This window comes from Embleya sp. NPDC059237 (assembly GCF_042754105.1).
Classification (GTDB): Bacteria; Actinomycetota; Actinomycetes; order Streptomycetales; family Streptomycetaceae; genus Embleya.
In genome coordinates, this window is record NZ_JBHZAE010000010.1 from 101,645 (window position 1) to 122,675 (window position 21,031).

At 70.3% G+C, this 21,031-nt stretch carries 15 protein-coding genes, 3 pseudogenes and 1 CRISPR repeat array; of the genes and pseudogenes, 10 read left to right on the forward strand and 8 right to left on the reverse strand.

From position 1 onward, the window contains the following. Positions 1-72: 72 nt before the first annotated feature. Together ACFXKZ_RS28925 and ACFXKZ_RS28930 are read right to left on the reverse strand one after the other, a co-directional pair. Complete coding sequence (locus tag ACFXKZ_RS28925; protein ID WP_380003995.1) at positions 73-1,176, reverse strand: alpha/beta hydrolase; 1,104 nt, start codon at positions 1,174-1,176, stop codon at positions 73-75. A gap of 158 nt (positions 1,177-1,334) precedes the next feature. Then, a CRISPR array of direct repeats spans positions 1,335-2,218; the repeat unit is 29 nt; unit sequence CGGTTCACCTCCGCCTGCGCGGAGACTTC. A gap of 152 nt (positions 2,219-2,370) precedes the next feature. Then, the gene (locus tag ACFXKZ_RS28930; RefSeq protein ID WP_380003997.1) at positions 2,371-2,853 is read right to left on the reverse strand and encodes a hypothetical protein; all 483 of its coding nucleotides are present in this window, start codon (positions 2,851-2,853) and stop codon (positions 2,371-2,373) included. A 679-nt stretch (positions 2,854-3,532) separates the two neighbouring features. Here ACFXKZ_RS28930 and ACFXKZ_RS28935 point away from each other — a divergent pair. After that, a pseudogene (locus ACFXKZ_RS28935) lies at positions 3,533-3,723 on the forward strand (flavodoxin-dependent (E)-4-hydroxy-3-methylbut-2-enyl-diphosphate synthase); the annotation flags it as partial. 195 nt (positions 3,724-3,918) lie between these two features. Next, entirely contained in the window at positions 3,919-4,545 is a 627-nt protein-coding gene (locus tag ACFXKZ_RS28940) for a hypothetical protein (protein ID WP_380004417.1), read from the forward strand. A 96-nt stretch (positions 4,546-4,641) separates the two neighbouring features. Here ACFXKZ_RS28940 and ACFXKZ_RS28945 read toward each other — a convergent pair. The 3 genes and pseudogenes from ACFXKZ_RS28945 to ACFXKZ_RS28955 all read right to left on the reverse strand — a co-directional run. After that, a pseudogene (locus ACFXKZ_RS28945) lies at positions 4,642-5,469 on the reverse strand (IS5 family transposase); the annotation flags it as partial. Between the two features lie 43 nt (positions 5,470-5,512). Continuing rightward, complete coding sequence (locus ACFXKZ_RS28950; RefSeq protein WP_380003999.1) at positions 5,513-6,235, reverse strand: VOC family protein; 723 nt, start codon at positions 6,233-6,235, stop codon at positions 5,513-5,515. An 86-nt stretch (positions 6,236-6,321) separates the two neighbouring features. Continuing rightward, a complete protein-coding gene (locus ACFXKZ_RS28955) occupies positions 6,322-6,630 on the reverse strand; it encodes a hypothetical protein (RefSeq protein ID WP_380004000.1) in 309 nt (102 codons plus the stop codon). 104 nt (positions 6,631-6,734) lie between these two features. Here ACFXKZ_RS28955 and ACFXKZ_RS28960 point away from each other — a divergent pair, with 104 nt between their 5' ends. The 3 genes from ACFXKZ_RS28960 (at position 6,735) to ACFXKZ_RS28970 (ending at position 10,003) form a co-directional block, all read left to right on the forward strand. Next, entirely contained in the window at positions 6,735-7,307 is a 573-nt protein-coding gene (locus ACFXKZ_RS28960) for a TetR/AcrR family transcriptional regulator (RefSeq protein WP_380004001.1), read from the forward strand. 187 nt (positions 7,308-7,494) lie between these two features. Beyond that, complete coding sequence (locus tag ACFXKZ_RS28965) at positions 7,495-8,637, forward strand: ABC transporter substrate-binding protein (protein ID WP_380004002.1); 1,143 nt, start codon at positions 7,495-7,497, stop codon at positions 8,635-8,637. Between the two features lie 943 nt (positions 8,638-9,580). After that, positions 9,581-10,003 (forward strand): hypothetical protein, encoded by a 423-nt coding sequence (locus ACFXKZ_RS28970; protein WP_380004003.1) that lies wholly within the window; start codon positions 9,581-9,583, stop codon positions 10,001-10,003. A gap of 380 nt (positions 10,004-10,383) precedes the next feature. On the opposite strand, the gene ACFXKZ_RS28975 is transcribed toward ACFXKZ_RS28970, so the two are convergent. Together ACFXKZ_RS28975 and ACFXKZ_RS28980 are read right to left on the reverse strand one after the other, a co-directional pair. Further along, on the reverse strand, positions 10,384-11,214 hold the full coding sequence (locus ACFXKZ_RS28975; protein WP_380004391.1) for an SDR family oxidoreductase: 831 nt from the start codon (positions 11,212-11,214) through the stop codon (positions 10,384-10,386). A gap of 1,090 nt (positions 11,215-12,304) precedes the next feature. Further along, positions 12,305-12,772, reverse strand: a complete 468-nt coding sequence (locus tag ACFXKZ_RS28980) for a hypothetical protein (RefSeq protein ID WP_380004004.1) — start codon at positions 12,770-12,772, stop codon at positions 12,305-12,307. A 251-nt stretch (positions 12,773-13,023) separates the two neighbouring features. On the opposite strand from ACFXKZ_RS28980, the pseudogene ACFXKZ_RS28985 reads away from it, so the two are divergent. The 5 genes and pseudogenes from ACFXKZ_RS28985 to ACFXKZ_RS29005 form a co-directional block, all read left to right on the forward strand. Next, positions 13,024-13,377 (forward strand): annotated as a pseudogene (locus tag ACFXKZ_RS28985) (2-oxoacid:acceptor oxidoreductase family protein); the annotation flags it as partial. A gap of 283 nt (positions 13,378-13,660) precedes the next feature. Continuing rightward, positions 13,661-14,740 carry a D-2-hydroxyacid dehydrogenase gene (locus ACFXKZ_RS28990; RefSeq protein WP_380004006.1) on the forward strand — a complete coding sequence of 360 codons (1,080 nt, stop codon included), beginning with the start codon at positions 13,661-13,663 and terminating at the stop codon, positions 14,738-14,740. A 106-nt stretch (positions 14,741-14,846) separates the two neighbouring features. Beyond that, positions 14,847-15,203: a hypothetical protein gene (locus ACFXKZ_RS28995; protein WP_380004008.1), complete on the forward strand. Its 357-nt coding sequence runs from the start codon at positions 14,847-14,849 to the stop codon at positions 15,201-15,203. 277 nt (positions 15,204-15,480) lie between these two features. Next, positions 15,481-17,004, forward strand: a complete 1,524-nt coding sequence (locus ACFXKZ_RS29000) for a hypothetical protein (RefSeq protein ID WP_380004009.1) — start codon at positions 15,481-15,483, stop codon at positions 17,002-17,004. A gap of 731 nt (positions 17,005-17,735) precedes the next feature. Further along, on the forward strand, positions 17,736-19,868 hold the full coding sequence (locus ACFXKZ_RS29005; protein WP_380004010.1) for a phosphocholine-specific phospholipase C: 2,133 nt from the start codon (positions 17,736-17,738) through the stop codon (positions 19,866-19,868). Between the two features lie 314 nt (positions 19,869-20,182). On the opposite strand, the gene snpA is transcribed toward ACFXKZ_RS29005, so the two are convergent. Next, positions 20,183-20,938, reverse strand: coding sequence for a snapalysin (snpA, locus tag ACFXKZ_RS29010; protein ID WP_380004011.1), 756 nt, complete (start codon positions 20,936-20,938; stop codon positions 20,183-20,185). Between the last annotated feature and the right edge of the window lie 93 nt (positions 20,939-21,031).

A 21,031-nucleotide genomic window follows, 5' to 3' on the forward strand; every position in this document is an offset into this window, starting at 1 on the left:
CAAGACCAACCAATCGCCGCCGTAGCCCCCACCACGCTCACGCCCTCCCTCCCACTCGCTCTCCCGCCCTCCTCAGCCCAACATAAAATCCGCCACGTCCGCAAAAAACCGACCACCGGCCGCATCCGCCGCCGGCGAAACAAGCTCCATGGTCAAAAACCCATGAACCATCCCGAGTTCACGCCGATGCCGAACCCGAACCCCAGCACCACGCAGGCGATCCGCGTACTCATCCCCCTCATCCCGCAGCGGATCATGCTCGGCGGTAACAACCACCGCCGGCGGCAACCCGGCCAGATCGTCGGCAAAAAGTGGACTGACCCCCGGATCGGCACGCCGAACAGGATCGGGCACAAGGTTCTCAACTCCCCACGCCACGGCATCCGTCGTCAGCCCCCAGCCGGTCGCCTTCTCCCGCGTACTCGGCCGAGACAACGTCAAATCGGTATTGGGAAACGCAAGAAACTGCGAAGCCGGCATCGGCCCACCCGCAGCACGCATCCGCAAACACACAAGCGCAGCCAAGTGCCCACCGGAACTGTCCCCCGCAATCGCCGGCATCCCAACCGCACCGCACAACTCACCCGCATGCTCCGCAGCCCACCGAAACGCCGCAACAGCATCATCGATCCCGGCAGGCCAGGGATGTTCGGGCGCCAACCGATAGTCAACAGCCAACACAGCAACCCGCGCGGCAACAGCAAGCCGCCGACACAGCCGATCATGCGACTCCAGACCACCGATGCTCCACATCCCGCCATGCAAATAAACCACCAGCGGAACCGCATCAAGAGTCGGCCGATAAAGCCGACCCCGAACAGAAGCCACCCCCTCGGCGCAGCCCGCAAAACCCTCAGCCGAACCCAACCCACCCCCAGCCACATCGCCCGAAGCCCCAACCCCTGTGGAAGCAACCAACGATGCATCACCCGCCACCACATCAACGCCAGTCAACCCACCCAGCGCCACCCCACTCACACTCCGGCGGCCAACCTCAACATCCCGAACCTCAGCAAGCTCAGGCCCACCCACCCGCCCGGCAACCCGCACCCCCTGCCGCCGCCGAACCTCAACCACACCCAATTCCCGAACCGAGGGCCCACAACCAAGCCGCTCCGCATCCACATAGGCAGCAAGCTCAACATCAGCCAACCCACCAAAATCCCCATCACCCATAACCCCAACCCTGCCGGCCAACCCCCAACACCACCCAGCCAACGGCCCCCAACTACGCGAAAACCGCGGGACGTCAGTAACACCCCAATCCCGGCAATCGGCCCATCGCCGTCTACGCGAAGACTCAGCCGGAATCCTCTCCAAACCTTGCCAACATCCGGTTCACCCCCACTCACATGAAGACTTCGGCCGCGCCGATGCACCCGTTTGGTGCCGTCAGCGTTTCACCTCCGCCCACGCAGAGACTTCGCGTCCCGGTCGCGCCGACCGACGAAGTAGAACGGTTCACCTCCGCCTGCACGGAAGGTTCACGCCACGGCCACGAGGGTTCCCCGTCCGGGCCGGTTCACCTCCGCCTGCGCGGAGACTTCGAAGGCCAGCGGGCGGCGAGGTCGGCCACGTACGGTTCACCTCCGCCTGCGCGGAGACTTCGAAGGCCAGCGGGCGGCGAGGTCGGCCACGTACGGTTCACCTCCGCCTGCGCGGAGACTTCACAACGAGAACGCCCTGTTGGACGGCCCCACCCGGTTCACCTCCGCCTGCGCGGAGACTTCGGCCGTCCATCACGCTCCGGCCGAGTCTGGGACGGTTCACCTCTGCCTGCGCGGAGACTTCGACGGATCCGGGCGGATGGAGCGGACCGACAACGGTTCACCTCCGCCTGCGCGGAGACTTCATCCAGAGGAAATCGCCCGCGTTGTCGTCGGTCGGTTCACCTCCGCCTGCGCGGAGACTTCGAATACTCCGTCCTCATTCTCCCGCCCTACTCCGGTTCACCTCCGCCTGCGCGGAGACTTCGTCGCCTTGGCCAGCGCAATCTTCGACACGTACGGTTCACCTCCGCCTGCGCGGAGACTTCGTCGCAGCGACCCTCGGATTGGGCTCGTACACCGGTTCACCTCCGCCTGCGCGGAGACTTCACTGCTCGGCCCGCGACCGGGCCGCGCGGCGGCGGTTCACCTCCGCCTGCGCGGAGACTTCCTGGGGCGCAGTCGGGTCCTGGATCGGGACGGCGGTTCACCTCCGCCTGCGCGGAGACTTCCCTTGTTGACCTGCATGTTTCTGCGGCCGTTATCGTTTCGTGATAGAAATGGCTTGATTACGGCAAGGCTCCTTCCTCATTCCGATCCGTGTCCACTGGATCAACCGGGGACTGTCCCACTGTCACCGAGGGTGGCCGTGTATACGGCGCTGCTAGCCGGAACTCAAGGGCGAGCCGGGTTTGAAGATCCCACGCAGACCGTCGGCCGGCGGCTCGGCCAGGCGCAGTTGTATGGCGTGCCGCTGGGCCACGTTGGCCCGCCGCAACCCGGCCCGCCCCCGATCCACCGCAGCCGCCGATCGGACCACCTCGCGGATCGGTCCGCCCAGGGCCAAGCCTCCTGCGGCGGCGGCACCTTGGGGGCGGCCCCGGTGACGGCGGCTCGGCCACCCAGGCTCGGTGGCGCCGGCCACCGGCACGTCGAGCAATGCGGTCGGGATCGTGTGCTTGGTCGCGAAGGTGAAGTAGAGCGTCTGTACGGGGACCCTGCCTCGGCCGCGACGGCAGCCATCATGGTGGCGGCGTAGTCGCGCGGGGTGAACGGTTCGTGCGTAGCCGCCAGCATCCGGGCCCGGGTGGCGGCGGCCTCGGCGACTCGGATACCGGGTGGCGGGGATGTCTTCGAGGTTCGTCATGTGCGTATTCGCGTCCGCTGGTCGGCCGTTGGAGTTCGCTGTGGGAAGGCTTCTGGGAAGTGGCACCGTCGAGGTGATTCGGCTGTGTCGGCGAGGCGCGGGATCGGCGCCGCCGGCGCTCAGGGTGTCCGCCGGGGCGCATTCCATCGCGCCGTGGTCGGTATCCCACCCGGCGTGCGGGCGTGATCATCGATGCGTCACCGGGGCTGGGTTCACGCCTTATGGATCGTGTGATGGTCGGAAAACGTCGACAAATACGCCATTGCCGGCGCGAAGTGGGGCGGGGCGAGCCGGGCCGGACTGGGTGGGACCAGGCCCGGATCGGATCGAGCCGCACCAGGCCCGACCGGCCGTCGGTACTCCGGCCGACCCCGCGTCCCGGCATCGCCACGACACGGCGCCGACCGGCACGGCACGGCGTAGCACGGCACGACGCGGCACAACGTGGCAAGCCGCACCACACGGCGCCGCGACTCGCCCCCGGCGTACCGCACTTCGAACCCGGGAGGGACATGCACCTACCTTCAGCACTCGGCCGGCCACCAGGGACCACGCCTCGATTGGCCGCCGTACCGGCCGTCGGGCGAGGCTGCGGCGAATCCCACCTCGGCCGACGCGTCGCGCACAGCGGTGCCACGCGACCGCGAGGGGCGCACCCATTCGCACAGGAGGCGCCCGCATGACCGCCATCGACCTCGGCCGCGTCCCGGTCGGCGACGGCGCGCCGATCAGCGTGCAGACGATGACCACCACCTCGACCGCCGACGTCGACGCCACACTCCGGCAGATCGCCGAGGTGACCGCCGCGGACGCGACATCGTCCGCGTCGTGGTGCCGTCCCGCGACGACGCGGACGCGCTGCCCGCGATCACCGGCGCCCCGGCCAGGTGGCCACGCCCAAGACGGCGAGGCAGGCACCTGAACACCGCCGAAGCCTACGGACGAACGCGGCACGTTCGCATCGCACACCCACGGCGTCGCCCCACGAGTGCGCCATGCCCCGACAGACGACGTGACGGGCGACGCAACGGACGCCGTGACGGTCGGCGCTGGCACAATGGCGGCGTGGCCGAACAGTATGTGTCCGCTTTCGCAATCGAAGCCGCCGTGATCTTCGGCTTGGTTGGCTCGAACGACGAGGTCGCGGTGCAGAAGACCCTGGAAACGTTCGAGGATCTGAACACCGGGAACCGGCTGCTTCGTGCCACCGACTCCGACGAAGTCGAAACGGCGCTGCGCGAGATCGTCGACGGCCGTCTCGATCCGGGGCGTGCGGGCGGTTATGGATGGCTTCTGGAACTCCTCGGCCCAACCTTCGGCGCACCGCTGGGATCGGTGGTACTCCCGGGACGTGGCTGGGATCGCCTCGAAGGCGTCTTCCGTGGCTGGGACTTGACCACCCTCGCCGATGTGTGGGCGCATCCTTGGACGTTCCCGTCGGGATCCTGCATGGCCCCGGACCCGGATCCATGGCCGTTCCCCATGTTCGCGTCGAAAACCGAGTCGGAGCGGATCCACCTCGAACTCGCGGCCTTCGACACCGACAGGATCCACACCGACAACGACCTCTTCCCGGACGAGGACGACGCCCACGATGTCGAGTGGCTGCTCGCCGACAACCTCCCCGAGTGGGTACGCGGCGCCCGCTCCCGGGACCTGGGAATGCTCCTGATTCGCGACGGCGGCAAGTAGCCGGCGCGAAAGCCCTCGTCGCCCCGCTGCGCCACCCCGGTACGGGAGTTGACCGGGGCCGTGATTCCTACGGCGTCCTTGGAGACCCTGACAAAGGCGTTTCACGTGGCGGTGGGCGATGAGGAAGACGGCGATGGCGAGAAGAGCTTCGCGGATGTCGTCGCATCTTTCCCAACGGATGCGAAGGCGACGAAAGCCGTGCAGCCACGAAATGGTGCACTCAACGACCCAACGCACGCGCACGCTTCCGAGGGTGGATCCGCGGAGTTGCCCCCGCCGGGCGATCATGGGTTCGGTACCCCACGCTCACACAAGGCGGCGGTATTCGTCGTGGCCGTAACCCCGATCGCCGTACAGGGAGTCGGGCCGGACCGATGGCGAGGCCGACGCGCCCACCGACGTGGGGCACCGTGGTGAGCAGGGGCGGAACCTGCATGACGTCGTTGCGATTTCCGCCGGTCAAGGACACCGCGAGTGGGATGCCCCACCCCTCGACCAGAACATGGTGCCTACTGCCCGGTCGTGCGCGATCGACCGGATTCGGACCGCTTGCGGGCCCCTTCGGACGGCCCGGACGTAACTGGAGTCGATCACCACCCGCGACCAGTCGAGCCGTTTCGCCGCATGCAGCCTCGCGAGCAGGATCGCATGCAGCCGATCCCACACCCCGGCCTCGTTCCCTCGTTCCAGGCCGCGAGACGACGCCAACACGTCATCCCCGACCCGAAACCCAACTCCTGCGGCAGAACCTCCCAGGATCCCGGTGTGCAGCACGAACAGAATCCCGCACAACGCCCGCCGATCAGGCACACGAGGCCGAGGCCGACCCGGCACCGCCTTCGGCGCCGGATCGGGTAGCAACACCTGGATCAGCAACCACAGTTCGCCCGAAACCACCCACGGACGAGACTCACCTCCACGCACACCACACACAACGATCGACAAGCAGATAGTCACACCACACTCATCATTTGTTAGGACCTCCAAGGCCGAACAAAGCGCCGGTGGGATCGCGCAAGACCACATCTCCGTCGGGCTCCCGGCGAACCACGGTCGCACCTAGCCGTCGGGCCTGCTCCGCGCCGCCAACAGGGCTGTCGCCGGCGAAACGGACCAGCCACAGTGATCGCTGCGCCGTTGCCTTCCCCGGCGGCGGCCCGGTGGCGGCGATGGAGTCGTCCGGCAACCGGAACCCGGAGTGCTCAGGGTCGAAGTTCCAGTCCAGGGCCGGTCGGTAGAAGGCCGCGGCGTGCGCGGTGTGGTCGGTGAGCAGGCTGATGCCCGCGAAAGTGCCTGGTTCGCGGGCCAGTTGCATGCCGTCATGAGTGCCGGGCTGCCACAGTGACACTGGTGCGCCGACGGTATCGAGCGTGACGGCGGCGTAGCCGAGCGTCCCGACCGGCGTGGGTGTCACGACGATTCGGGCACCCAGGTTCGCAAAGCGGGTGGCGACGGCTTGGATGTCCGACACGGTGACGTTGATCGTCCAGTAGGGCGCGCCGGCATCCTCGGCCGGCCCCAAGGCGGCGACGAGACGTCCGCGCAGTGTGCAGAGCCTGTAACCGCCGGAGTCCGGTGGGGCGACGTGCCAACCGAACAGCGCGGTATAGAACGCCGCCGTCGTCTCCAGGTCGGGGGTACCGAGGTCGATCCAGCTCACGCTGTTCTCGGGGTGCCGCGTGATGTCCATCGAGATGCCTCTCCGTTGGCACCGCCGCCCAGCACCGGAAGCAAAGCAGTGTCCGAAGCCGACTCGGCGGCGACCTGCCTGCGGCGTCAGGCGTAATACGGCGAGCGCATGTCGACACTGGCGTCTTCGACGACGTCGCCGTCGAACAGTCGTGTCGTTGCCGCGGCTCCGGCTCGACGGGCCTCTTCGGCGAACGGGCCCTGAGCGAAGGCCAGGGCGTTCTCGGCGCTGTCGAACTCGTAGAAGCCTCCGACCGTGTGCGTACCGATGCCGGACAGCCACGTCTTGCGGATCAGGCCCGGCGTGGTCTTCAGCGCCGCGTTGATCGAGTGCCAGTCGAACTGCTCGAACGGCACTGCCGCCTGGATCTCGGTGTAGAGAAATGTCCTGCCCATCACGAACCTCCAATTGTGGGGAGCCGCCCCACCCATACGACTAGTACGTGCGTACTAGTGAGTGAAGATGCACTAGGATGGGCGTACTAGTCAAGGGGGTCGCGATGGCCGCAGACACGAAGTCCCGCATGATCGGCGCAGCGATCGCGCTGCTGCAGCGCCACGGCTTGGCCGCGATGTCCTTCACCGACGTCCTGGCCGAGAGCGGGGCAGCGCGCGGGGCGATCTATCACCATTTCCCGGGCGGCAAACAGCAACTCGCGCTTGAAGCCGCCCGCCGCAACGCGGAGGACGTCCGCGGTCACCTGCACGAACTGCCGGCCACCACGCCACGCGAAGTCGTGGAGGCGTTCCTCGGCAACGTCCGCCCCGTGGTACAGGCGTCCGCCGAAGGCGGCGGCTGCGCAGTCGCGGCCGTCACCATCGACGGCGGTGCGGCCATTGCCGACCAGGGCAGCCTGCGCACTGTCGCGGCCGAAGGATTCGCCGGCTGGATCGGCGAGCTCACCGAAAAACTCACCCACGCCGGAATGAGTCCATCCAAGGCAACCGACCTGGCCATCCTCATGATCGTCACACTCGAAGGCGCCCACATCCTCTGTCGCGCAGCGGGTGACATCGCGCCGTTCGACAGCGCCGCCGCGGCCCTTCTCTCCGCCCTCCCGAGCCCGGCTTGACCCGACGCCGAAACAAAGAGCCACCCACCACCCCAACACCAAAAGAAGCGGCTGATCCTTCTACGGCAGACAGCCCTGCTCGAACCACACCGCGCAGCTCGACCTGATCCACACAGCCAGCCCCCCACGCAAGCAACGTACGGCCGGCAGAACCCCGCTCCACGGCTCCCCCTACACTCCCGTGTCCATGAACGCGACCGACGGTCTCGAGCCCATCCAGGAACCGGCCGACACAACCAACGGCGGTCGCCCGACCGGCGGATCACCCATCCGGATCGGCGCTCTCGTCCCGCTGAGCCCGCCAGGCTGGGTCGAGGCCGGGCAGCACCTGCTCACCGGGCTCGAACTGGCCGTTCGCGACGTCAACGACGACGGCGGGATCAACGGAAGGCCCCTCGAACTCGCGATCCGAAACACCGCCGCCGATCCGCAAACGGCCGCGGCGGCCATGGACGAATTGGCCGCCCTGGGCGTGGCCGCCGTTGCCGGGGAGTATCACAGCGTCGTCGCCCGAGCCGCCGCCATCAGGGCCGATGCCCTCGAACTGCCGTTCCTCTGCTCGTCGGCGGTCCTCGACGCGCTCACCGATCGGCCGACCGAATGGGTCGCGCGGCTCGCCCCGGCGCAGTCCCACGGCTGGCGCGTCTACGCGGACTTCCTCCTCGCGGCGGGCCACAGTCGAATCGCCCTGGCAGCCCAACCGAGTGTCTACTGGGCATCCGGGACGGCCATCCTGCGGGACCACCTCACTGCCCGCGGCGGCACCGTCATGGAACTCGACATGCGCGCGCTCACCCCCACGGACGTGTGCGAAGCACTCGTCGACCATCGCGCGACAGCCCTCCTGCTTCTGGTCGGCCACCCGGAACCGGCAGCGTCGATCGTCAAGTCCGTCCGCCGCGACCAGCGCCTCGCCGAGGTCGTGATCGGCGCTCCGGCCGGGCAACCGGAGTTCGCCGAATGGGCCTCGCTACTGGGCAACGACGGCGCATCGATCGCGTTCCTGCGCTACCTGCCCGAGCGCCTGAGCCACCTCGGCGCGAGGGTCGAGGCGGATCTCCGCCGACAGCTGGGCAAGGCGCCGTCCTTCGTCGCCTTCGAGGGCTACGACACGATCGCCGTACTCGCCGACATGCTGCGCTCCCACGGCACCGACCGGCCGCGCATCGCCGAGTCCTGGCGGCGCGTCGCGGTCGAAGGCACCCGTGGCCAAATCCGGTTCTCCCGCACTCCCGGCATCAGCGTGTGGCAATGGGCATGGCCACCGACCCAGGTCGTCGATCGAAACCCGGCCGAACCCAACCGCTTCCGAATCCTTCACACCGCCTGAACAAACCCGAAGGCCCAACAGTCCGGACCGACCCCTCCGAATCCGAACCGAACTCGACACCGCCATAACGGGATTACTCCCTGCTCGTACTCTCCCCCGAGCCAGATCCTTTGTCGGACCCGCGCGTGGGGATGTTCCTGCGGCCCATGCCTCAACGCCGCCGCGGACGACGTCGGCCCCGCGAACGTGGAGAGGCTCCGCTTCGTAGGTATCCGCCACGTACCGCAACGCGTCGCGGCTGCGAACGCGGGAATGGGCGCGCGGCGCTCGTGCGGCAGGTGGCCCCGTGAGCGCGGGGTGTGGGTGGCCGGCGCTGGGTGCACGTATCCACCTCAGCGGCGGGTCCATGTCGAAGGGAACGCCTCGAAGACGGTGTGTGTGCGAACCGCGTTGTCGTTGAACTCGGTTCGCGGCGCGGGATGCTTGCGCCGGCGTCGAGGGCGGAGTCGGGCCGATCGTCGTGATCTGCGGTGGGCCCGGATCGGTCGCCCGTCGGAGCTCCGACGCGGCCGGCGGCTGAACTACCGTTGTGTCGCGGAAGATCGCCTCACTGGAGGCGCCGCATGGGTAGCAAGATGCAACCGAGTGAAAACCCTGTTCCCGGCTGGTAAAACCCCAGCTCGTCCAGTGTCGGCCTCGCGAGCGCGGGGATGTTCCCGGCGAGCGGGTGCAGGTGGAAGGCGGCGGCGAGTCGGCCTCGCGAGCGCGGGGATGTTCCGAAGGCACCAGTCGTGGTGCCGAAGGTCTCGGCGTCGGTCCCGCCGGCGCGGGATGATTCATCGCCTCGTGCGCCCGCAGCAGCGAGCGTCGGCGCCGCGGAGGCGGGATGTCTTCGGTTCGTCGGTGCGTGTTGTGGAAGTCTTGGGGGATGTCGGTGTTGCGGGAACATCCTTCGGGTTCGGTCATGTTGCTGGGGTTCTGGGGGACGCCGGAGGATGATTCGTTGCCGGATCCCGCCGATCTCGTCGACACGGAATGGGACGTGTCCGAGCGGGCGTGGGTCGCGGACTACCTCGATCACGGGCAGGTTGCCGCGTCGTGGATGGGCGCCTCCAGGTGCAGGCTGTGCTCGCGGCCCAACGGATCCCGGGACCTGTCCGACGGCTCCTATCTGTGGCCCGAGGGCCTGTCCCACTACGTCCTCGACCACGCCGTCAGACTTCCCGCCGAATTTTTCGAGCACATCGAACAACGGCTTCAAGCTCTCGACGACCTGCAGAGGGACGGCACATGGTGGCGACGGGCCCACTCCACGCCCACCGGAGCGGTCCGCCCCACCGAACACGCGCAAGTCCCAGCGAACCAGGGGAGGAAATGGCGAACGAGCGGCGGGATGCAACCGAACGATCCCGCCACCCACGCGTAGAAGTTCGAGTCGCCCGGCACCGGCCCCGCACGGGTGGAGGTGAACCGGCGGGCGGGCCGGGGAGGCCGGCCGGGAGGCCACCAGGGTCTATGAAGTCCCCACGCAGGTGGGGGGCGTGAACCGACGACCTTGTGGAGCGGGCCGGCGTCGCTCGGGAAGTCCCCGCGCGGGTGGGGGTGAACCGAACTGGCCCTGATCCTAGGGTGCTCCCCCGTGGGTGGGGGAGCTGAGACACGGCTGCGCTGCGCCATGTGAACCCCGGAAGTCTCTACGCACTGGTGTGGGTGCGACGAGGCGCGAGGGTGGGATGGCGGGAAGAGGTCGGTTGGTTGGCTGCCTGGCTGTCTTGGTGGGGGTTTGTGTGAGGGCTTGCGGGGTGGTTACGGGTGGGTTGTGAGGAACTGGTAGACGCCTCGTAGGTGGGTTTGAAGGGTTGCTTGGGTGGATTGGCTGTTGAGGCGGACGTCGAGGGGGCCCGGGAGCGTGGTGGCGGCTCGGCGGCCTGTGGCGAGGCGGGTGGGGTCGAGGTTGTCGCGTTTGGCGATCAGGGTGCCGAGTTCGTAGCGGCTAATCGCCTCGGGGCCGGCCAGGTGGTGGATGCCGGAGCGGTTGCCGTGTGCGAGTTCCAGGAGGGCGGCGGCCAGGTCGGTGACGTGGATCGGGCAGCGGATGTCGTCGGTGAACAGGACGCCTGTTCGAGTGCCGGCTGCGAGGTCGTGCACCGCGCGTACGTGTTCCGACCGCCGGTCTCCGATGATCAGCGAGGTGCGGGCGATGACGGCGTTCGGGTTCACGAGACGGATACCCGTCTCCGCCGCGGCTTTCGCCGCGCCGTAGGGGGTGAGCGGGTCGGGGAGACAGGACTCGTCGTAGTGCACGCGGGCGCCGGAGAACACCGCGTCACTGGATACGTGGACCAGGCGGCTGCCGTATTTTGCCGTGGCCATCGCCAAGCGGATCGGGCCCTCGGCCGTGATTGGCCAATCGGGTCCCCCGCTCGTTGCGTTGATGACGACGCGCGGTTGTACCTCCGCCATGAGCGCTTCGATGCGGGCGGAATCTCGCAGGTCAAGGGCGTGCCACGGCACTTTTGGGGTGTTGCCGGGCCGGGTGGAGAAGGTTGCAGCCGTCGCATGTTCTGACGATGCCGCCGCCTGACGGACCAATTCGGTACCCAGGAACCCGCTACCGCCGATGATCAGGACTGTCATGACGCGACACGGTAGACGTGCATGCAGCGAAAGAGCGGCTGCTCGGTGCGGGTGGGGGAACTCGTGCGCTGGGAGGGGGATCGCGGTCGCGATTTTCTTAAGATGGACCGCGACGATGGCGGGGGCGGGGCGGGCGTCGGGCAGGGTGACCACGGCCGTGGACGGGAGGCGGTGGTGTCCGGGTCGCGATTGGCGACGATGGTACGGACGCTCGTGGTCCCGCCGGGCGGCGCGGCATCGGGGTGTCGTCCGACCACTTCCAGGTCGAAGTTCGAGGGCTTGTGCACCCCGCCAGGGACGCTTCACCCGCCCGAAGGGCGGACGTCGGGCCGGCCGGCGCTGCTCTCGCGGTGAGGACTACGCCAAGCGCGGAGGCCACGCCCGAGGGCGGAGTTCGCCGCCTGGTGCACCTTCCGGTGAGTCCAGCCGTACGTGCGTTCGAGCGTTGCGCCGCGCGGCGATCGGGGCGGCCGTTTCCTGTGGCCGCTCCAATGGTGAGGGCGCGATGTGTGTGAGGTCGCGTGGTTGGCGAGGTGGTCCACGACGTGCTCGGCTGTCCGCGCGAGGCGAGGGCTGCTGGGTCGGTGTGGTGGTGGCTGCCGTGGGTTCTGGTTGCGCTAGTCGCCGCCGCGCGTCTGGTTGGGGCGCTGGGGCGTTGCCGCTCGGGGTGAAACGCCGCGAGTGGTAAGCGTGGTTGATTGCTCTGCTCGATGCCGAGCCGCGTGCTCGGCCGCGCGGGCGTCTCGCGGGCGAGGCGGTCGCGGGCATGCTCGTGCGGCATCCGGTCGAGGGTGGGCGGGCGTACGCGGACCTGCGGGCGGCGGGCCGTCGGCGGGCGTTTGGTCGTTGCGTGATCCGCCTGCCGGCCGGGTCGCGCTGCTGTTGCGGCTGCCGGATCACGATCCCGGGGGCGCGCCGCCGAAAGTTCGACGAAGCGGGCCCCTTCCTCCAACCGGTCACTCCGACAACGACTCCGGCCCCGACCCTGCCCCCGGTCCCAGCCCCGCCGGCGCGAACCGCACCGTGTGCACCGTGTGTTGCCGTGCGACCGGGGCGCCCGCGCGCAGGTGGTCGTGCAGGGTTGCCGGCGTCAGCCGGTACACCGCGAGTGTGTCGGCCTCCACGTCGCCGACCGTCGCCGCCTCCTCGCCCCCGCCGGCGCCTCGCGCAGGGGCCGGATCATCGCCTCCACCGACTCCCGTTGCTCGGCCGGGAACAGCTCGGCCAACCGGTGCTGATGGGCCATGAACGGACGGGCACGCGCCGCCGCCACCGGATCGCCGGCCTGCGCCGGCACGCCCTCGATCCAGGCCACCACCTTGCCCGCGACGTCGTCGGCCGCCGACATCCGGTGGTCCAGATACGCGGCCATCCGCCGGCGCCCGTCGTCGAGCAGCGCGACGAGCGGTTCGTCCTTGGACCGGAAGTGCCGACAGGACGCCTGGTTCGACAACCCCGACTCGCGCAGGATGTCGCGCATCGTGGGATCGAGGCTGCCGGTGCGCTCGACCACCTGATAGGTCGCGTCGACCAGCCGACGCACCTCCTGCGCGTACACCGCCCACCGCGCCTCCAGCGGACGGCGGACCGCCTTTCGCCGCCACCAACCCGCGGGAATCCACCGCCGGTTCGATCCCGTCCATCGGCGGCACCCCATCTTCGATCCCCGAGGGGGGCCCACAGAGCCCACAGATCTTCGAAATCCCCGACGCTCTTGTCTGTCAAAACGCCGCATCCTACGATCCGGAACAACGTTCTCATGCCTGCGGTCACTGTTCCATCGGCCACCCCGACCCGAAGGGGCACCGCATGCAACGCGAGGTTCCACCGACCGGGATCGGCGGCCGGGGCATCCAACTCGCCACCGCACCGCCGGCCGCGGCGGCGGTGGTCGAGGCCCGGCACGCGCTGTACTTCGGGGCGTACGGCGGCGTGATGCGCGGCGGCAACTCCGACATCACGCTCGTCCTGGGCGACGCCCCCGTACAGAGTCCGCCGACGATCGGCTCGGCCTGGTCGGCCCGGGTGCTGCACCCCGCGCACGCGGCCGGCGTGTACGCGCGGTTGCGCAACGACGGTCTGCTCGTACTCGACACCAGCCGGTGCGATCCGGGCGCAACGCCCACCGTCGGCCGCCTGGTGCCCGTGCCCGCCTCGGAATCGGCCGCGAGTACCGGCAAACCCGGCGGCGGTGACGATGATCGCGCTCGGCGCATACGTGACCGCCACCGCCGTGGCCGGCCCGGACACCCTCATGGCGACGACCCCGACGTACTGCCCATACCGGCAACACCACGCCGAGGGCATCCGCGCCGCGCTGCGGATGGGACACGCACATGCCGGACCGGCAACTCGCGAACACGCACGCCGCGACGCACACCCTCGGCGTATCGAAGGACACCACACGCACATCGGGCCCGCACGCCGCCCCGGAAGGAACCTCCGCATGGCCGACCTGAACCCCTCGGCGCCCATCGTGGTCGGCATCATGTACCCCCCGGCCTGGGACATCCGCCCCGCACACGCGCTCGCCGCCGACCTGGACGCCGTGCGCGCGCTCGATCCGCGCATCGAGATCGTGGACTGCCGCTATCTCGAACCCGAGAACCTGCGCACCGCCCGTGGCCGACCGGGCGCCGCGAGCCGACCCGAACTACGGTCGCTTGCCCCGGAGTTGTCCGCCGAGCAACGGGCCCTCCTGGCCCGGGTCGAGATCGCCCTGGTTGCCGATCTGCCGTTCGACGTGGCGGCGCTGGCGCCGAACCTGCGCTGGGTACAGAGCTGCGCGGCGGGCAACGGCCAACTGCTCTCGGCGGGCCTGCCCACCGAGCGCATCCGGCTGACCACCGCCGCCGGGGTCAACGGCGCGCCGATCGCGGAGTTCGTACTCGCCCGGCTGCTCGCCTTCGTCAAACGCCACCGCGACTTGGACGCGGCGCAGCGGGCCCGGCGGTGGCGGCCGGCGTTCGGCGGGCTCCTCCAGGGCCGCACTCTCGGCCTGATCGGCGTGGGCGGGATCGGTACCCAAATCGCCCGCCGAGCACAGGCGTTCGGGATGCGGGTGCACGCGACGCGGCGTCGGGTGGAGTTGCCCGCCGAGCATGTGGATCGGCTCTACCACCCGGACGACCTGCACGAGATGTTGGCCGGCTGCGACGCGGTGGTATCGGCGGCGCCGGAGACGGCGGACACGGTGGGCACGATGAACGCCGCCGCGTTCGCCGCGATGCGCGAGGGCGCGTTCTACTGCAACGTCGGGCGGGGTTCGTTCGTGGTCGAAGCGGACCTGATCGCGGCGTTGCGCGGCGGCCGGCTCGGCGGCGCGGCGCTGGACGTGGTCGCCCGCGAGCCGCTGCCGGCCGACGATCCGTTGTGGACGGCGCCGAACCTGTACCTGTCCGCGCACTGCTCCAGCGCGGCCCTCGAACACTTCACCGAGGTGTTCCGCTTGTTCCGGGACAACCTCGGCCGCTATCTGACGGGCGAAGAACTGCGCAACACGATCGACCCGGACGCGGGCTGCTGAACACGCGACTCGCGACACGCGGCACGCGGCACGCGGCACGCGGCACGCGGCGACACCGGAACCCGCACCCACGGCGGGAAACCCCATCGACCCGAGGACGGATCAAATGAGCGAGGAAACCGTGCCCGACACGCACGAGTCGGCCACCGAACGCACACTCGGCGGCATCGGCACCCGGATCCTGTTCGAGGACGACCGGGTCCGGATCTGGGAGCTGGAACTGTCCCCCGGCGCCCGCAGCGACGTACACCGCCACGAACTCGACTACTACCTGGTCCAGATCGCGGGCGATCGCATCGCGGTCGAGCCCGAGCCGGACAGCGCGGGCGAGTATCGCGAATACTTCGCCGCCGACGTGGTCCCCGGCGTGGTCGTGCCGATGCGGCGCGGCGGGGTGGAGACCGCGGTCAACGTCGGCGAGCAGCGCTATCACGAGATCATCGTCGAACTGAAGGATCGGTAGGCCGTCCGCGATTACGGCTCGACCGAGGCGGGCATCGTGGCCGCGCTCATCGGCGCCGACGGCGCCGACGGCGCCCGCAAAACCGGGGCGACCGAAGACGACCCGTCAACGGGCGGCCGTGGCAGGCGAATCGGGTGTTCCGGCTGTTCGGGGTGGCAATCGGGGCGGGGGCGGTCGCGGAGTTCTCGGATTGTTTGCGGGGTGTTCGGTTAGTCCTTTCGGGTATTGGGCTCGAATGGGGCTTCGGGCCCGGGCTCGGTGCGGTAGACAAGGGGGCATGCCTCTGAAGACGCGTGCCGCCAGGGTCGGCTCGATGGATGTGAATCGTATGGCCCCGGTGGAGTTGCGGGTGTTCGCCCTGTTCGCCGCGGCAGCCGCGGCCGGCCAGACCGTCACCATCCGCGAGGTGGCCGGACTGGCCGGGCCCAACGGGCGCACGATCGGCTCGCGCAGTGCGATGAGCATCGCCGGCGATCTGGTCGACAGCGGTCTGCTCGCCCTGTCCCCGCCGTTGGCCTCGGTCGGGCTCGACGGGCCGATCGAGGTGTCCGTGGCCGGCCGGAGCACGACGGAGGGCGCCGCCAAACCGGTGCTGCCGCGCCCGATGTCGCCGACCATGCCGGAGCTGCGCGAGCCGGTCGGGCCCGGAGCCGTGCCGGAACAGGCCCGCGGCGCGCGGCCCGTGCCGGAGCCTCGGCTGTCGAAGGAGGCCCGCCGGCCGCGTGAGCAGAAGGGCGCCAGGGACGGCGAGCAGACCGGGCTGCGGCGTTTCGGCGTGTTGACCGTGCCGCCGGGGCTGCCGGACGCGCTGCTCGCCGAACTGACCTCGATCGTCGAGGGTTTCCGGGCGCATCAGGCCTCCGGGGTGGCCGATCTGACCGTGGTCGCCGAGTTGACCAAGCGCAAGGCCGCCGCGCTCGCGGTGTGGGCCGAGGTGCCGTATCCGCTGGGCACGGGGCTGGTCCGGGCCGAGGCGGAGCGGGCCCGCCGGGCGCACGAGACGACGTTGCAGCAGTTGGCCCAGCAGCGGGGCATCCCGTGGGAGAGCGCCCGCCCCGGCGCGGAGCCCGGTGGGCACTGGGCGGTGAGCGGACTGGGCGAGCCGGTGCGCGGCGCGCTGACGTACATCGGCCGCACCGCCCCCGGCACCTCGCCCGTGGCCCGACTGCTCGCGCTGGTCTGCCTGTTGCGCGGGGTGGGCACCGGCGTCGCCAACCTGACCGGTCCCGATCTGCGCGGCGTGTGCGGCAAGGAGGCGGAGTCGGCGGTCGGCGAGTTGACCGCGTCCGGCTGGCTCAGCGTCGACGTCGAGGACCTGCTGGCCACCGAGGAGGACCCGGTCGGTTGCGGCGTCCCCGGCGCGGAGGGTTTCACCCTGGGCAAGCTGCCCCGGACCCGCTCGTCGGGCTGGGTGGCCCGGCTGATCGCGCACAAGAAGCTCCGCAAACAACCGGCGCGGGTACGGCTGGCCGCACTCGGCATCACCTCGCACTGCGACGCGCACGGTGCGGCCCGGGCCGACCTCGACTTCCTCGCCGGCCTCACCGCGAGTACCCCGGAGGAGGCGGTGGCGGCGGCCGAGGTGCTGGTGGCCGAGGGCTGGCTGACCGAGGCCCACGTCGAGGAGGGCACGCTGCACGCCCAACTCGGCCCGGATCAGCTGATCTTCGTCGAGGCCCTGCGCACGAACACCCCGGTACAGACCCTCCAGGCGGCGGCGAAGGCGGCAGCCGCCGCAGCGGCGGAGGCGGAGTCCGCGCCGCAGGAACAGCCCACGCCCCCGGCCGACCCGACGACCTGAGCACGCCGACCCGCATCACACACGCGACCACCGCCCGTTCCACGTCCGGGCCGGGGTCCGGGTAAGCCGCGCAAGCCCGACCCGGCTCGCCCGGAATCACCCGGGCCCGGACGGCGGTGAGCCCATCGACCACCACGCTCAACACGGCCCGCGCCGCCGTCCGCACCACCACACCCCGGACCGGCGTATCCCGCATCACCATGCCCCGGCCCGACGCCCCGGCGCCCACGCCGCGGGCACTGCCGAGCCACCGGCCGACGCCCCCGGGCATCCCCGCCCGCTCGCGCACCGCCACCCCCGCCCGGATGTCGGTAAGCCCATCGACCACCACGCCCGACACGGCCCGCTCCGCCGTCCGCACCACCACACCCCGGCCCGACGCCCCGGCGGCCCCGCCACAGGCACTCCCGAGCCGCCGGCCAACGCCCCAGGTATCCCCGCCCGCCCGCGCACCACCACGCCCCCCCGCCGCGTCCGAGCGGGCCGGTGTACGCCGCATGCTGCCGAACCGCGCCAGGGCAGGCCCTCCGGGTGTAACGGCCGGCCGCTACCAAGCACGTCACCGGCCTTCAGGCCGGCCGATGTTCGCCTGCCCGTCACCCGCGATCCGCTCCCCGGTAGGGCGCGGAGCGATGAACTGCGTACGTCCGCCCCTCCCGCCGGGCCCGCACCGCCGACCCCCGTCGACAGGCGCGAGCGTCCGGCTCTCCGCGTCCTCGAAAGGGCATTTCGTGTCGGCCTCCCCCCAGCCTCCCTCCGGCGTATCCCGCCGCCGCCTGTTCCAGCTCGGCGCGGGCGGCGCGGGTCTTGCCGTCGCCGGCTCCCTCCTGCCGCCGTCCGTCCAGCAGGCCCTCGCCTCCCCGCCCCCGCGCGGCGGGTTGAAGGCGATCAAGCACGTGGTCGTGCTGGTCCAGGAAAACCGCTCCTTCGACCACTACTACGGCACGTTGCGCGGCGTGCGGGGCTTCGGCGACCGCAACGCGATCCGCCTGCGCGACGGCGGCAGCGTGTTCGAGCAGCCCGGCGGCACCGCCGGCCACGTCCTGCCCTTCCCGGTGCGCAAGGCCGCCCAGGACGCGTCGAAGGACCTCCAGTACATCGGCGCGCTCGACCACAGCTGGGACGGCGGCCACAGGGCCTGGAACGACGGCTGGAACGACGGCTGGATCGGCGCCAAGTCGCCCGCCACGATGGCCTTCTACGACCGCGCCGACCTGCCGTTCCACTACGAGCTGGCGGACACCTTCACGATCTGCGACGCGTACCACTGCGCGCTGCCCTCGTCGACCTCGCCCAACCGCAACTACCTGGTCAGCGGCTACACCGGCTACGAACCGGGCAGCACCACCCGGCGGGCGATCGACAACGCCGCGTACTCCGAGGACACCCACGCGGGCTACTCCTGGACCACCTACGCCGAGGAACTGCAGCGCGCGGGCCGGTCCTGGAAGGTCTACCAGGAGTGGGACAACTACCAGGACAACAACCTGGAGTTCTACGTCTCGTTCAAGCAGGTCGCCCGCAAGGCGCTCGCCGCCGCCGGCGACTTCAAGAGCCTGGACTCGTTCTACGGCAAGCTCGCCGGCGTACCCGCCGCCGAGCAGGACGCCATGCTGGCCAAGCTGGAACAAGGCGTCGCCACGCTGTCGCCCGCCGAGCGGGTCCTGTACGAGCGCGGCCTGCGCCGCGGCCGGCCGCACTCGCTCGCCGACTCGCTGCGCGCCGACATCGCGGCCGGCGCCCTGCCCGAGGTGTCGTACCTGGTGCCCTCCTCGGTCGACTCCGAGCACCCCGGCGACTCCTCGCCCGCCGCCAGCGCCACGCTCACCTACCAGGTGCTCGACGCGATCGCGTCCAACCGGGAGATCTGGGACTCGACCGTCGTGCTGCTCACGTTCGACGAGAACGACGGCTTCTTCGACCACGTGCCGGCGCCCTGCCCGCCGGCGGAGGTCACCGACGAGTACTACAACGGGCTGCCGATCGGCTTCGGCGCCCGCGTGCCGATGATGATCGTGTCGCCGTGGACGGTCGGCGGCTACGTCTCGTCCGAGATCTTCGACCACACCTCGGTGACCCGGTTCCTGGAGACCTGGACCGGCGTACGCGCCCCCGACATCAGCGCCTGGCGGCGGACCGTATCCGGCGACCTGACCGGCGTGTTCGACTTCGACCGGGCCCGCCGCTCGCAGGTGCCGCCGCGCCCGGCGCCGGCCCCCGTGTTCACCTCGCGCTGGCGGCCCGCGCCGCCGGCGAACCAGAAGCTGCCCGAGCCGGAGCGCGGTCGCCGCCCGGCCAGGCCGCTGCCGTACCAGCCCGACGCCTCCGCGCGGCTGGACGCCTCCAAGCGCACGCTGACGCTCGACCTCGCCAACGGCGGGCAGTCCAGCGTGCACCTGCAACTGTTCCCGTACTCCGGGGACCTGGCCAAGCCGAAGCACTACGACGTGCGCGGCCGGCGCTCGGACACGATCGCGCTCAAGGGCGAGCGCTACGACCTGACGCTGATCGGCCCGAACGGCTTCCGCCGCGAGTTCGCCGGGGCGAGCGCGCCGACCGCGCCCGGGGCCGGCGCCGAGGTCACCTCGCGGGTGCGGTCCACCGGGCGCATGCTCGACCTCGAACTGGTCAACCACGGCAAGCAGTCGGTGACCTTCAAGCTCACCCCCAACGCCTACGGGCAGGGCTGCTCCGACCGCGAGCGTACGATCACCCTCAAGCCCGGCCGCGACCGTACGGTGCACTGGTCGACGGGCTCGGCCGACGGCTGGTACGACGTCACGGTGACCATCGAGGGCGCCGACGGCTTCGTCCGACGTCTGGCCGGTCACATCGAGAACGGTCGGGAGAGCGTCAGCGGCTGACCCGCGACCGACTCGACTCGCGACGTGGGTCGCCCGGAGACCGGCGCGGCGTCTCCGGGCGGCCCACCGGCCACGCCGGGTCCGCGGCAGCGCCCGCACGACCCCGTACGTCCCGGCGCACTTCCCCGCGCCGGGACGTGCGAGGGGGTGCGGGCGCGGGGCCGAACGCGAGCCGACCTCGGTCGCCACGACCCATCGGTGGGTCGTCGAGGCCGAGGTCGGGAGCGAAGCTCGGGGTCGGAGCCGGGGTTACGGGGTGACGGGGTGACGGGCTGGATCAGCGTCGGCTGTCGGTCGGACGATCCCGCGAACGGTCAGTGGACCCTCTTGAACACGGAGGAGTTCGCCGCCAGGCCGTTCTCCCACAGGTATTCGACGTCGCTGCGCTCCTGCGCGTCCGGCTGCGTGTTCGTGCAGGACGGGCCGGGCCCGCCGCCGGACATCAGTTCGCTGCACGGACCGGAGTAGTTGTCCGGCAGGCCGAGCACGTGGCCGGTCTCGTGCGCGGCGACGCGGACCGAGTAGTACTCCTGGTTCTGCTGGTAGTCGAGGAAGATGTACCCGTGCCCGTGGCCGTCGGTGTCGGCGTAGGAGCCCTGCGGGTCGCTGCCCTCGTAGTAGGCGAAGTCGGCACCGCCGCCCCCGCCCTCGCTCAACTGCACGTTACCGACCGCGTTGTTCCAGATCTGCGCGCTCTGCGCTATCTCGGACGCGAACGACGGCGCCTGGCTCGCGTCGTAGGTGATGGTGACGCTCAGCAGACCCGGGTTGGCGGCCTGCTTGGCCCTGACCGACCTCATCACCGCGTCGAAGAACGCCTTGTTGCCGGCCTGATCGGCGGCCGAGCCCGCATAGGCCGAGGCGGTGTGGTGGCTCGGCACCGGGTGGTGGGACGCGGACGGGGAGGCGGAGGCGGAGGCGGACGTCGGCACCGCGGTCAGCACGGCGGCCAGGCCGAGACCGAGCGCGGCCGAGAACACCGTCCTGCGGCGGCCGGCACGGCGCGGGTGGCTCGGGGCACTCGGGTGACTCGGGTCGCTCGGGAGAGTCGATCGATTCGGTCGATTCATCTGGGGGACTCCATTCATGCCGGGAATCGGCGGTCACCGGTGGGACGCCGGGGACTCGCCGGGGGAATTCCGGTCAGGGCGAGTGTGTCCCCG

What these genes read in the sequence shown, in the direction of transcription:
- ACFXKZ_RS28925 (WP_380003995.1), bottom strand. Translation starts at nt 1,176, where the DNA reads ATGGGTGATGGGGATTTTGGTGGGTTGGCTGATGTTGAGCTTGCTGCC.
- ACFXKZ_RS28930 (WP_380003997.1), bottom strand. Translation starts at nt 2,853, where the DNA reads ATGACGAACCTCGAAGACATCCCCGCCACCCGGTATCCGAGTCGCCGA.
- ACFXKZ_RS28950 (WP_380003999.1), bottom strand. Translation starts at nt 6,235, where the DNA reads ATGGACATCACGCGGCACCCCGAGAACAGCGTGAGCTGGATCGACCTC.
- ACFXKZ_RS28955 (WP_380004000.1), bottom strand. Translation starts at nt 6,630, where the DNA reads ATGGGCAGGACATTTCTCTACACCGAGATCCAGGCGGCAGTGCCGTTC.
- ACFXKZ_RS28960 (WP_380004001.1), top strand. Translation starts at nt 6,735, where the DNA reads ATGGCCGCAGACACGAAGTCCCGCATGATCGGCGCAGCGATCGCGCTG.
- ACFXKZ_RS28965 (WP_380004002.1), top strand. Translation starts at nt 7,495, where the DNA reads ATGAACGCGACCGACGGTCTCGAGCCCATCCAGGAACCGGCCGACACA.
- ACFXKZ_RS28975 (WP_380004391.1), bottom strand. Translation starts at nt 11,214, where the DNA reads ATGACAGTCCTGATCATCGGCGGTAGCGGGTTCCTGGGTACCGAATTG.
- ACFXKZ_RS28990 (WP_380004006.1), top strand. Translation starts at nt 13,661, where the DNA reads ATGGCCGACCTGAACCCCTCGGCGCCCATCGTGGTCGGCATCATGTAC.
- ACFXKZ_RS28995 (WP_380004008.1), top strand. Translation starts at nt 14,847, where the DNA reads ATGAGCGAGGAAACCGTGCCCGACACGCACGAGTCGGCCACCGAACGC.
- ACFXKZ_RS29000 (WP_380004009.1), top strand. Translation starts at nt 15,481, where the DNA reads ATGCCTCTGAAGACGCGTGCCGCCAGGGTCGGCTCGATGGATGTGAAT.
- snpA (WP_380004011.1), bottom strand. Translation starts at nt 20,938, where the DNA reads ATGAATCGACCGAATCGATCGACTCTCCCGAGCGACCCGAGTCACCCG.